The organism is Mycobacterium sp. NPDC050441 (assembly GCF_040655355.1).
GTDB lineage: Bacteria > Actinomycetota > Actinomycetes > Mycobacteriales > Mycobacteriaceae > Mycobacterium.
In genome coordinates this window covers 90,220-102,491 of sequence record NZ_JBFAJS010000016.1, presented here as the reverse complement: position 1 = coordinate 102,491, position 12,272 = coordinate 90,220, and the positions used below count along the sequence as shown (strand labels likewise).

Genomic DNA, 12,272 nt, shown 5'->3' with positions numbered 1-12,272 from the left:
ACGAACGGCAACGTCGAGATGCCCAGGATGAAGGCACCGATCGTGGAGATCACGTTGAGCGTGGTGAAGCCGTCCGACGGCAGGTAGTCGGCGTAGCGGCGCGGCATGCCCTCGTCACCGACCCAGTGCTGCACCAGGAAGGTGGTGTGGAAGCCGATGAAGGTCAGCCAGAAGTGCAGCTTGCCCAGGCGTTCGTCGAGCAGACGTCCGGTCATCTTCGGGAACCAGAAGTAGATGCCCGCGTAGGTGGCGAACACGATGGTGCCGAAGAGCACGTAGTGGAAGTGCGCGATGACGAAGTAGCTGTCGGTGACGTGGAAGTCGATCGGCGGGCTGGCCAGCAGCACACCGGACAGGCCACCGAGCAGGAAGGTGATCAGGAAGCCGACCGAGAACAGCATCGGCGTCTCGAATGTCAGCTGGCCCTTCCACATCGTGCCGATCCAGTTGAAGAACTTGATGCCGGTCGGGACGGCGATCAGGAACGTCATGAAGGAGAAGAACGGCAGCAGGACGGCGCCGGTGGCGTACATGTGGTGCGCCCACACGGCGACCGACAGGGCCGCGATGCTGATGGTGGCGTAGATCAGGGTGGTGTAACCGAAGATCGGCTTGCGGCTGAACACCGGGAAGATCTCGGACACGATGCCGAAGAACGGCAGCGCGATGATGTACACCTCGGGATGCCCGAAGAACCAGAACAGGTGCTGCCACAACAGGACGCCGCCGTTGGCCGGGTCGTAGATGTGAGCGCCCAGGTGGCGGTCGGCAGCCAGGCCGAACAGCGCGGCGGTCAGGATCGGGAACGCGATCAGCACCAGGATCGAGGTCACCAGGATGTTCCAGGTGAACACCGGCATGCGGAACATCGTCATACCCGGTGCACGCATGCAGACCACGGTCGTAACCATGTTGACGCCACCGAGGATGGTGCCCAGACCACCGACAGCCAGACCCAGGATCCAGAGGTCACCACCGGCACCAGGCGAGTGGATGGCGTCGGTCAGCGGCGAGTAGGCCGTCCAACCGAAGTCCGCGGCACCACCGGGGGTGATGAAGCCGCCCATGGCGATCAGCGCACCGAACAGGAACAGCCAGAACGACAGGGCGTTCAGCCGCGGGAACGCCACGTCGGGCGCACCGATCTGCAGCGGGAGCACCAGGTTGGCGAACCCGAACACGATCGGGGTGGCGTAGAACAGCAGCATCACCGTGCCGTGCATGGTGAACAGCTGGTTGAACTGCTCATTGCTCAGGAACTGCAACCCGGGCATCGCCAGCTCCGTACGCATGAACAGCGCCATCAGACCGCCGATGAAGAAGAAGGCGAAGCAGACGACGCAGTACATGATGCCGATCAGCTTGTGATCGGTGGTCGTGATGAGCTTGTAGATCAGGTTGCCCTTGGGGCCCATCCGTTCCGGAAAAGGACGACGTGCCTCGAGTTCTCCGATTGGGGGCGCTTCGGCTACCAAGAGATCCTCCAAAGATTCGTCGGGAAATCCCGCATATCGACCTGAATCCTAACGCTCCCGAAGGCTTGTGCGCCCCTGGGTCCTACAAACCGTCGTACTGAGTCGCGCCCTGGAGTCGCGACTTTCCATGGCGAGGTCCTGACCAGCGGCAAAGCTGTGAATGTTACGGTCGCCCGGTGCTGATCAACCGACCCCGCGCCGCAGTCGCGGTGATGGCCGCGGCCGCGACACTCGCCAGTGGATGCGGTTCGGCGGAGCAGACGCCGCAGTCGCAGACGTCGATCTCCACCAGCGTCACCAAGATCGCCGATTCCGGTGTGTTGGGTAATCAGCGCAAGCCCGACGAATCCTGCGCGGCCGAGCCCGCCGCCGCCGATCAGTCGGCGCGGGAGGTCCGCAACGCGCGCGCCGAAGGTGCCGATATTCCGGAGTCCACCGAGGTGCGCGGCGACCCGCAGCGCATCGTCGCCCTGTCCGGCGACCAACTGGATGCGTTGTGTGCGCTGGGCCTGCAGTCCCGGATCGTCGCGGCCGCACTTCCGGAGGGCTCCTCCGAGCAACCCTCCTATCTGGGCGCCGTCGTGCACGCGGTGGCTCCGGCCGGTAATCGGGGCGCGCCGGACCTGGATGCCATCAAGGCCGCCAACCCGGAGTTGATCCTGGGTTCGGCGGCGCTCACTCCTGCGTCCTTCGGCGCACTGTCGGCGATCGCCCCGACGGTGTTCACCGGTGCGCCCGGCGCCGCGTGGCGTGACACATTGCGTGCGGTGGGTGCGGCGACCGGTCGCGCGGACGCCGCAGCCGACCTGATCGCGAAGTTCGACGACGCCGCCCGCGACACCGGTGCGCAGAACGACGCCCCGCACTTCCAGGCGTCGGTCGTGCAGCTGACCGAGAACAGCGTCCGGGTGTACGGGGCCGACACCTTCCCGGGCAACGTGCTCGCTGCGGTGGGATTGGATCGCCCTGCCGCGCAACGGTTTACCGACAAGCCCTACGAGGAGCTCGGCACCACCGACGCCGACTACCGCAGCGCGGACGCGGACATCGTCTACGTCTCGTTCACCTCCGCAGCAGCCCGGGACAAAGCGCCCAACATCCTCCAGAGCCCGGCCTGGCGGGCGCTGTCGGCAGCCAAGGACAACCGGGTGTTCGTGGTGAACAACGAGGTCTGGCAGGCGGGGCAGAACATCGTGGCCGCCCGCGGCATCCTGGATGACCTGCGCTGGGTCAACGCCCCGATCAACTGATCCGACCGTCGACTCCGTGTACGGCCTGCTGTCCGAATTGGCCGGTGGCCAGCGACCCGTCGGGTAGCACCAACTCGCCGGCCTGCATGCGGCGGCGCAGGTACGTGAAGGTCTGCGCGGTCTGGGCGAACAGGTGCTCGCCGGCTCGCAGCGCCGCGCGCTGCGGCCCGTCGGCGGTGATGAACCGAGGCAGCGGTTTCACCTCGGTGTCGTAGTCGACGTTGAAGAACAGCGGGAATGAGTAGCGCTCCTGGGCCACGCGGCGCACCCGGTGACTGGTCGCCACGAATGTTCCGTTGGTCCACAGTTCGAGCAGATCTCCGATGTTGACGACGAATGTCCCGTCCACCGGGGGCACATCGATCCACTCACCGGCGCCGTTGAGCACCTCCAGGCCGGGCGCGGTGGGCTTGAGCAGAGTGAAGCACTCGTAGTCGGTGTGCGCACCGATGCCCTGCCCGTCTTGCGCGTCGGCGTTGAGCGGGTAGTGCATCAACCGCAGTTGGCTGGGTGTCTTGGTGGCATGCCGGGAGAACACCTCGGGGTCCTCCCCCAGCGCCACCGCGAATGCCCACAGCAGTTGTTGGCCCACCTCGAGCACGGCGCGGTAGTACGACGTCACCGCTTCGGCGAATCCCGGGAGATCGGGCCAGGTGTTCGGGCCGAGCATCGGGTTGCCCGCCAGATGGTCAGGGTCGTCGGCCGGCAGGTCCAGTGCGGTGTCGAAAGCTTCCTTCAGGTCTGGCGTGTCCGTCTCGACGCCTTCCTCCCCCACCGGGACGTAACCGCGGTGGCACTGCGACAGCCCGATATAGCTGCGCATCTTCTCTTCCAACGGCAGCGCGAAAAACTGTCTGGTAGCAGTGAGCATCCGTTCGAACACCGCTTCATCGATGCCCGATCCGCTGATATAGAAAAAGCCGACCTCTCGGGCCGCCGTGCCGATCTCGGCCGCGACCCGTTCACGCTCGTCACGCCGGGCCGAACGCAGCCCGCTGATGTCGATGATCGGCACCGACACGAATGCCGCCAACGAAGTTGTGCCACTCACAGATCCACTGTCCCTTCAGTTAGTTCCACGACCCAGCGCACGCCGTTGGCCTGAATCTGCTCACCTTCCAGATCGATTGCGAGCGCGGCCCATCGCGGCCCGCCCACCGTGTCGATCACCACCTGACCGGCACCCAGCCAGCCGAAGATCGAGCCAACGCACACGAGGATGGCTTGGCCTCCGTCTGGGGCCCGCAGGAAGAACCCACCGTGGGGCGTCGTCGGACGGAGGTCGCGCACCCAGTGTTCGACATAGTCCTCATGCACCCCCGTCTCGATCAGAGTTTCTCCGTCCCAACGCATCTCACCCTCGTCGCAAACCGGCCCCGACGGCTCGAGCTCAACGGCACGCTGCCACGAGAACACGTTGCCGCGCTGCACCAGTTGACCGCCGAAACCACGGGAGTCGACGTAGGCGCTGCCGGCCTGCAACCATTCGACGCCGGTCCCGATGTCGCGTGATCCGTCGGCCTCGATCAGCAAGATGCGCCGCCACAATCCTGTGCATTCCGATGCCAAGACCTGGTTCACGAGCATTCCTTCCATTGCTCTCTGAGCTGTTGCAGTCCTTCAGCAGTCGGTGCACCCAGGGCGCGCACCCTGGCGATCCCGCCATCGGGATATGCGTTCACACGCAACGCGGAGACGGCCCGCGCGTCGACGACGAACACCTGCCGGGCGTCGGCTGCCAGTCGGCTACGCCCGAGCACCGGGATGTCGAATGGCACTACCGCCCAACCATGTTCGCCTTCGGCGCGAACCCGGGTCCCGAGCACGGCCACCTCCAGCGATGCATTGAACACGAAGTAGGAGGTGTCGATCTCGATCCGCTTCACGTCGGTCGGTACCGCGAACGAGATCACCACCGCGTCATGGGTGTCCAAACCGATGTCGCGGCGCCGGCGCGTTTCCCAGCCGTCGCCCATGTTGCGTGGCCGATTGGGTGCCGCCAGCGCGGTCGCATCGGAATAGAAGTCGTCGCTGCACCATTCGACACGACCGCCCTGCTCCAGGCCGGACACCTCGACGGTGACGTCGGCCCATAGCGCCGGATCGGGGATCACATCGCCATAGGCGCGCATTCGCGCCACACCGCCGTCGGTCGCCAGCGAAAGCCGTACGTGCGTCCAGCGGCGACGGTCGGTCACCGTCATCAAGTTGTTCGAATCCGGCTTCAACGCAGTTGGTTCCACGATGGTTGTCCAGTCAACCGCGGGATCCGTCACGTCGGCGCTCGGCGCGAGCACGGCCGCGTCCAGACGGCAGGCTTGTGGATGGTTGCCTGAGAAGAACCGGGTGTCGACATCGACGGCGCGCAGCCGCCCCGGTGCACCGAGGCGGACGATCACCCAGTCGCCGGCAGGCCCGGCGTGACGGCGGGTCTCCCAACCGTCGACGACCTCCCCGCGCAGGTCGTATGTACCCGGCACGAACGCCGGTTCGGCCGGATCGATCAGCCGCTCCTTGAAGCCGAACGATTCATCGCTGGCTGCCACGACGCTGCCCCCGACGATGCGAGAGGCAAGGTCCACCCCTGGCGCTGCTGAGATCATCGGTCCAACCCCAGGGCGTGCGAGATCGGCCAGTGGCTGCGCGGGTTGTCCGGACCCGGTGCATAGACCCCGGCCTTGCTGGTCGACAACTCCAGCCCCACCACGGCCTGGGCGAGACCAACCGCCGCGGCCACGCCGTCGACGACGGGCACGCCCAGCTTGGCGGCGACCGCGTCGACGACCCCGGACATCCCCGCACACCCCAGGCAGATCACATCGGCACCGTCTTCGGTGATCGCTCGGGCGGCCTCAGCCACGATGGCCTGGATCGCTCCTTCCGGATCCGCATCGACTGTGGCGGTGTCGAGTCCGCAGGCCCGCACCGACGCACAGTGCGCGTCGAGCCCGGCCAGCAGCAGCCGGTCTTCGATCGGCGCGACGGATCGCGCCAATGTGGTGACGACGGAGAACCTCCGGCCGATCAGATGGGCGATGTGAGCCGAACATTCGGCGATGTCGAACACCGGCACGGTTAGCATTTCGGCCAGTGCATCCCTGCCGTGCTCGCCGAATCCGGCCACTACGACGGCATCGAAATCGAACTCACCCGCTTCGGTCAGCCTGGTGATCAGGTCCATCATGCCGACGGCCGCCAGGTAGCTCTCGGCGGCCGAGTCAATGGCCGCGCTACCGAACCGCGGCGCCAGACACACGATCTCGGTGCCAGCGTGCGCCGCTGCGGTGGCCGCCGCAGCGATCTCGGCGGTCATCGACCCCGAGGTGTTCGGATTGAGTACCAGAATCCTCATGCCGGTTCGGCCACCTTCCCCAACACCGGCACGCCTGCCACCCAGGTTTGCAGCGCCGCGCCCTGGATAGTCACGCCGTCGTACGGGCTCACCCGGTGGCGGTGGAGCAGATCATCGGTGTGCACATGCGTTTCCACGTCGGGGTCGAAGGCACACAGATCGGCCCGCAGTCCGGGCGCGATGCGCCCCCGGTCGGCAAACCGGGCCAGCGCGGCAGGCTGTTGCGCCATCCAGCGGCTCAGATCGGGCAGTCCGAACCCACGTTGTACCGCGTGTGCCCACACCGCGCCCGGCCCGACCTGCAGTGAGCTGACTCCGCCGAACGCCCGCCCGAAATCCCCGCCCGCCTTGAGGTTCGGGGAGCACGGTGAGTGATCGGATACCACCATGTCCACGGTGCCGTCCAGCAGACCACCCCACAGTCGGTCACGGTTGGCGGCATCTCGGACCGGTGGACAGGCGGCGAACTCCGTGCCGCCGTCGGGAATCGCCTCCGCGGTGAATGTCAGGTAGTGCGGGCAAGTCTCGGCTGTCACCGGGATGCCCACACGTTTGGCATCAGCGAGCATCGGAAGCACGTTCGCACTGGATACATGCACAATGTGGGCGCGTGCGCCACTCGCGGCTGCCGTATCGATCACGAGCCCCACCGCGTCCTCTTCGGCGGAATCGGGACGCGACCGGAGAAACGATGCATAGCGGCGCCCACGCGGCGGAGAGCTGTCAACGATCACCCGATGGCTTTCGGCGTGCACCAACAGCACCGAGCCGAGTTCGGCGATCCGGTTCATCGCAGTGCGGAACTGCGCGGTCGTCAGGTACCCGAAGTCGGGGTTGCCGGAGTCTGCGAGGAAACACTTGAACCCGCGGACACCCGCAGCCGCCAGTGCCTCCAGCTCACCGAGATTCTCCGGCACCACGCCCGCCCAGAACCCGACGTCGACATGGCAGTTCCCCTCGGCCACTGCCTGTTTGGCGCGCAGTGCCGAGACGGTGGTGGTCACGGGACGGCAAACCAGCGGCATGTCCACGATCGTGGTGATCCCGGCAGCGGCCGCCGCCGCGGTCGCCGTGCCGAAACCCTCCCAGTCCGTGCCCGGTTCGTTGACGTGAACGTGGGTGTCGACGAAACCGGGCAGCAGCACCGTGTGGGCCGGGAGCTCGATCTGAATCGGCGCCCCCGTGCCGGCGTCCACATCCCCGATGTCCGTGATGACTCCGCCGGAGACCACCACGGACGCCGGCCGTAGCTCCCCGTCGATCAGCACCCGCTGCGCCCGGAGCACCAGATCAGACATGCTGTGCGCCCGAGGCGACCGGCCCGAAACGCTCGTGAAAGTGGTCCGTCAGACCGGGCCACACATGCGGGTCGTGGCCGGGAATCAACTGATATCCCTTGTCCCGCGCCAGCTTCTTGAGCTTGCGGATCGGTTCGACTGTTTCCTCGGGCTCGACGTCGATGAACCCGCCGATCGGGAGCTCATGCTCGATGTTCTCCGTCAGATCCGCGGCATCGAACGCGAACACGAACCCGCCACCGCCGACCGACTCATCGAGCTCCACCGCGAAACTCTGATGCCCGGGCGTATGTCCGTAAGTCGGGATCGCGGTGATGCCCGGAGCGATCGTGGCCTCACCGTCGGCCAGCCGCCAGTCGATGTTCGGATCGTCGAAGTCCACCCGGACGATCGCATTGCGTTCCGGCTCAGGGTGGTTCGACAGACCGTATTCCAGCTCACGACGTTGGGCGTGCACCGGGATCTTGCCGGCGAACAGCTTGAGCCCACCGGCGTGATCGTGGTGCAGATGGCTCACCGCGACGGTGTGAATGTCGTCGAAGTCGACTCCCACCTCGGCGAGCCGTTGCTCGATCGGCTCACCGGGTCCCGGCAGCACCGGCCGGTACTCGACGGTCGGGAAGAACCGGCGATACAACGCGGGGTCACGCACCAGCGCGGTGTTGAATCCCGTGTCGAGCAGCACCCAACCTCCGTCGGTCTGAAGCAGTACCCCCGGAACGGGTTCGCGCATGCGTTCCGCGGCCGGCGCCCCGTACACAGACACCGATTTCGGCAACTCTTCCCAACCCAGCGTGAGCAGGATGATGTGGCGGACTCCGCTCTTGCGGATCAGCGTCGCCATCAGCCCACCGACAGCGCGGCGAGCCGCAGTGAGTTGGGGTTGGTCACCACGTGAGCCTGTTCGACACCTTTGAGCCACGGCTGGGCCACCATGAAGTCGTTGACGTCGGCGATGTTGAGCCAGCAGCCGGTCTTCACCGCTTCCAGTCCGGCACGCGAGAACACTGCGGAGTCACCTGTGGGCAGGCCACTTGCCAGCGCGTCGGTGACCGGCGGCGCCGAGCAGCCCAGGTAGTTCAGGCCGCCGTCCGGATCCCACGAGATGTGGCCCCAGGTGTATGGGGACGGGGCGTCGGGCCAGGCCAGGGCGGTGAAGATCTCTGGAGCGGACTGACCGTCGGTGCCGATCCAACCGTAGATCTCCGATGTTGGGTAGGCCTGCACCTTCGCGGTCAAACCTGCTGCGGCAAGCTGGGTCTGAATCAGATTGCTGACCAGTTGATTGTCAGGATTGCTCGAGTCGTAGCCGATCGTGATGGCCTTCTGGTCGGCGGGAAGTCCCCCCGCGATGCCGCTGAGCACCGACGGGTCGTGAGCCACAGCCTGATTGGCCAAGTCCGAGGCCATCATGTTGGGCGGATAGATCTGCCCGGCCACGTCGCCGCGACCGAAGTACGTCTGCTTGACCAGCTCGTCGACGTTGATCGCCTGCAGCACCGCAGTGCGGTTCTTGGCGTCCGTCATCATGCCCTTGTGCGCGTTCACGTACAGGTAGTTGGACATCATGGTCGGCAGCGAGTAGTTGGCGAAACCCTTGTTGTCCAGGTAGGACTGGACCGCTGACGACGGCAGGTCATGCAGGATCGCGGCGAGCTGTCCGTTGTTGAACTGAAGCTGCTGCGCCGAGACATCGGTGATCACCGGCATCTCGACCTTCTCGAAGTATGGCTTGGCTCCCCAGTACTCGGGAAACGCCGCCAGCGCATAGCGGGATCCGACCTCGGCCGCGGTCAGCGTGTACGGGCCGGTCCCCAGGTCGTGATTGGTCAGATAGCTCTGCGCATGATCGGAGCCGGCATTCAGCTGCAGGCCTTGAGGGCTCATCATCCTGGGCCCGTATGCACATGCGAGGTAGTCGAGGAAGGCAGCGTTGGGTGCCTTCAGAGTGATTGTGACGTCGTAGTCACCGTGTGGGGTAACCGATTCCACGTCCTTGACCATGTAGGACGGGCCTTGGTTGACCGCCAGCCGACGATCGAAAGACGCCTTGACGGCCTCCGCGGTGAACGGGGTTCCGTCGTGGAACTTGACGCCTTCGCGCAGCTTGAAATCGAACACCTTGTTGTCCGGCGACGCTGTCCACGCCGTGGCCAGCAGCGGTTCCAGTTCAGGCTTGTCGGTGCCCGCCTTGTACTGCAAAAGCCCCTCGTACGTATTGGTGGTCAGCAGCAGGCCTTGGCCGGCGTAGTAGATGTCCGGGTCTGGCGGCTGACCGGGGTCCTGCAGGAACGACAGGTGCAGCACCTTGTCGGTCGGCGCCGGACTGGGTGTGCCGCTTCCCGAATCCGCACCGCCGCAGGCGCTCAGCGTCAACGCTGCCACCGCACTCATAGCGGCAATGGTCTTCCATCGCTTGATCATCGGGCGGCTCCTTCGAGAACGGACTGGGAAGTGGCGAGTTCGGAGAAGGCGGCGAGGATCTCGTCGGAGGTTCGTACCGCACCGGTCTGCAGGTACTCCATGGCGTCGAGCGCGGCATCGTGCCGGAACTGCGACGACCCGCCCACGCAGTCGGTGACGACGCGGACGTAGAAGTCACGCTGGTGGGCGTCGGCGAAGGTGTAGTGCACGCACACGTCGGTGAGCCCACCGATCAGGATGAGGGTCGATGCCTTGAGGCCCGACAGCACGATCTCGAAATCTGTCCCGATGAAACCGGAGTAGCGCCGCTTCACGATGTGGAACTCATCGGGCAGTGGCCGCAGGGTGGGTTCCAGGTCGGTGCCGGGCTGCCCCTCGACGCAGTGGACACCCTCGGTCCCGTCGAGTTCGCGGCCGAAGTCGATTCCGCTGGGCCGGTGGACCTCCTGGAAGAACACCACCGGTACATCCGCCGCACGCGCTGCGGCGAGCAGCTCTTCGGCAACCGCGACCCGTTCGGCATGACCGGGCATCACCGGAATCCCGGCGTCCTGAGCCGACATTCCACCGCCCTCCTGTATGTCGACCACGACAAGAACTGGATTACCCACGATGAGTGGCTGTTTGGGCACCTAACCTCCTATTACTGCGATACGCGGATCGGCTGCCGCCTGGAGTAGATCCACGGCGGTGTTGATGACTACATAGAGCGCGCCCAACATCAAGGTCACGCCCGCGATGGCCGGAAAGTCGGCAACCGGGATGCTCTGCGCGATGTACTGGCCGATACCCGGCCATCCGAACACCTGCTCGACCACGAGTACGCCCGAGAACATCAGGCCCACTTGAAGTCCGGTCATCGACAGTGCCGACCCGACGGAGTTGCGTAGGACGTGGTGGGTCATGATCTGCCCCTCCGACAACCCCTTGGCCCGGGCGGTGCGCGCGTAGTCGCTGTCGATATCGGTCATCAGACTGCTGCGCAGCACCCGCCCGATCGCCACGGCGGGCCCGATGGCGATTACGAGGGCCGGCAGCAGCAGGTGTTGCACGGCGTCCGCCATCACGTCGAACCTGCCGTGAACGAGTCCGTCGACGGTGAGCAGACCCGTCGGCCCGTCGGGCGGATTCGCTATGGCAATACGACCGTTGGCCGGAACCCACCCCAGGTTCTGGTAGAACACGATCAGCCCGAGGATGCCGAGCAGGAACATGGGCGCCGCCGCCCCGGTGAACAACACCGCCCGAAGCACCTGTGCACCAGGCCATTTCAACGTCATGCCGAATGCCAGTAGGGCCGCCAGCACCAGCGCGATCACGATCCCGAAGATCGCCAGTTCCAACGTGGCAGGCAGGAAGCTGCCGAGGTCCGTCAACACCGGGTGACGCGTGCGGTAGGAGGTTCCGAGATCGCCGGTCACCGCATTGGTCAGGTAGTGCCAGAACTGCACGAGCACAGGCTGGTTCAAACCGAGTTCCTCGCGTCTGGCGGCGACGGCTTGGGCCGAGGCCTGGGCACCCAGCTGGGCCTTCACCGGATCCAGCGGCGAAATGTGTTGAAGCACGAACATCACCCCGGTCAGCGCGATCAGGATGGCTACCATCGCGCTCACCCGGGAAGCCACGAAAGTCTTCACTCAAGTACTCCTCTCTTCATCGCCACCGCGCTCAGTTGGTCTTCATCAGGTTCCGCAGGCAGTCCCCGGCGATGTTCCCGACGAGGGCCAGCACCAGGACACCAAGACCAGGCATCACCGGAATCCACCATTGCTGCAGGAAATAACTGAGGTTGCGGGCCGAGTCCGCACCGAGCTCAGGTGCGGGCGCCGCCTGGCCCAGACCGAGGAACGACAGTGCGGCCACAGTGAGGATCAGGGTGCCCAGATCCAGGCTGGCGGCGACGACTGCATTCGGCACCGCACCGGGCAGTAGGTGCCGGGTAGCGAGCCGGAAACGGCTCACCCCAGCCAGTTTCGCGGCCTCGACGTGTGGGCGAGCGGCCAGTCTCGCGACCTCGCCGCGTACCAATCTGGCGTAGAACGGCCACCAGACGATCGACACTGCGATCAGCGTGTGCACGAAACCCGGTCCGATTGCAGCGACGACGGCGATGGCGAGCACCGGGGCGGGCAGTGACAGGAACGCGTCGGTGATGCGCATCAGCATTGAGTCGATCCGGCCTCCCGACGCACCGGCTATCAAGCCGACCAGCCCGCCGATCGCCAGGCCGACCGCGACCACCACCAGCGCCGCGAACCAGCTCGAACGGGCGCCGTAGAGCACTCGCGACAAGATGTCGCGGCCGACGCTGTCGGTGCCCAGCAGGAAGCCGTTCTTGCCCGGAGCCTGCAGCGGCGCACCCACCGGTGTGAGCGGATCGTGCGGGGCGATCAGCGGCACCGCAATGACGAGCAGGGTCAGCACAATCACGAGCGAGAATCCGGCCCAGTTGAGTACCGTGGCTCGCGGCCAT

12 protein-coding genes are annotated in these 12,272 nt (G+C 65.7%); 1 reads left to right on the top strand and 11 read right to left on the bottom strand.

Going from position 1 to position 12,272, the window contains the following annotated elements; translation table 11 throughout:
* Nucleotides 1-1,475: cbb3-type cytochrome c oxidase subunit I (locus AB0I14_RS31840; RefSeq protein WP_358030896.1), on the bottom strand; the 1,475-nt coding region annotated here is incomplete at its 3' end.
* 176 nt (nt 1,476-1,651) lie between these two features.
* On the opposite strand from AB0I14_RS31840, the gene AB0I14_RS31835 reads away from it, so the two are divergent.
* Entirely contained in the window at nt 1,652-2,725 is a 1,074-nt protein-coding gene (locus AB0I14_RS31835; protein ID WP_358030893.1) for an iron-siderophore ABC transporter substrate-binding protein, read from the top strand.
* Here the strand turns inward: AB0I14_RS31835 and AB0I14_RS31830 are convergent.
* From AB0I14_RS31830 to AB0I14_RS31785, 10 genes are read right to left on the bottom strand one after another with little or no spacing between them, the layout of a single operon-like run.
* Complete coding sequence (locus AB0I14_RS31830; protein ID WP_358030890.1) at nt 2,718-3,776, bottom strand: 2-oxoglutarate and iron-dependent oxygenase domain-containing protein; 1,059 nt, start codon at nt 3,774-3,776, stop codon at nt 2,718-2,720. The two genes, AB0I14_RS31835 and AB0I14_RS31830, sit on opposite strands and share 8 nt — an antisense overlap.
* Entirely contained in the window at nt 3,773-4,306 is a 534-nt protein-coding gene (locus AB0I14_RS31825) for a hypothetical protein (RefSeq protein WP_358030888.1), read from the bottom strand. The genes AB0I14_RS31830 and AB0I14_RS31825 overlap by 4 nt, the downstream gene beginning before the upstream one ends.
* A complete protein-coding gene (gene alc / locus AB0I14_RS31820) occupies nt 4,303-5,328 on the bottom strand; it encodes an allantoicase (protein ID WP_358030885.1) in 1,026 nt (341 codons plus the stop codon). Before alc ends, AB0I14_RS31825 begins: the two co-directional genes overlap by 4 nt.
* A complete protein-coding gene (locus AB0I14_RS31815) occupies nt 5,325-6,077 on the bottom strand; it encodes an aspartate/glutamate racemase family protein (RefSeq protein WP_358030882.1) in 753 nt (250 codons plus the stop codon). The genes alc and AB0I14_RS31815 overlap by 4 nt, the downstream gene beginning before the upstream one ends.
* On the bottom strand, nt 6,074-7,375 hold the full coding sequence (allB, locus tag AB0I14_RS31810) for an allantoinase AllB (protein WP_358030879.1): 1,302 nt from the start codon (nt 7,373-7,375) through the stop codon (nt 6,074-6,076). The genes AB0I14_RS31815 and allB overlap by 4 nt, the downstream gene beginning before the upstream one ends.
* Nucleotides 7,368-8,219: an N-acyl homoserine lactonase family protein gene (locus tag AB0I14_RS31805; RefSeq protein WP_358030877.1), complete on the bottom strand. Its 852-nt coding sequence runs from the start codon at nt 8,217-8,219 to the stop codon at nt 7,368-7,370. The genes allB and AB0I14_RS31805 overlap by 8 nt, the downstream gene beginning before the upstream one ends.
* Complete coding sequence (locus AB0I14_RS31800; protein WP_358030873.1) at nt 8,219-9,799, bottom strand: ABC transporter substrate-binding protein; 1,581 nt, start codon at nt 9,797-9,799, stop codon at nt 8,219-8,221. Before AB0I14_RS31800 ends, AB0I14_RS31805 begins: the two co-directional genes overlap by 1 nt.
* On the bottom strand, nt 9,796-10,431 hold the full coding sequence (locus tag AB0I14_RS31795; RefSeq protein WP_358030870.1) for a cysteine hydrolase: 636 nt from the start codon (nt 10,429-10,431) through the stop codon (nt 9,796-9,798). The genes AB0I14_RS31800 and AB0I14_RS31795 overlap by 4 nt, the downstream gene beginning before the upstream one ends.
* Nucleotides 10,432-11,436, bottom strand: coding sequence for an ABC transporter permease (locus AB0I14_RS31790; RefSeq protein WP_358030867.1), 1,005 nt, complete (start codon nt 11,434-11,436; stop codon nt 10,432-10,434).
* A gap of 31 nt (nt 11,437-11,467) precedes the next feature.
* Nucleotides 11,468-12,229, bottom strand: a complete 762-nt coding sequence (locus AB0I14_RS31785; RefSeq protein ID WP_358030864.1) for an ABC transporter permease — start codon at nt 12,227-12,229, stop codon at nt 11,468-11,470.
* Nucleotides 12,230-12,272: the final 43 nt, after the last annotated feature.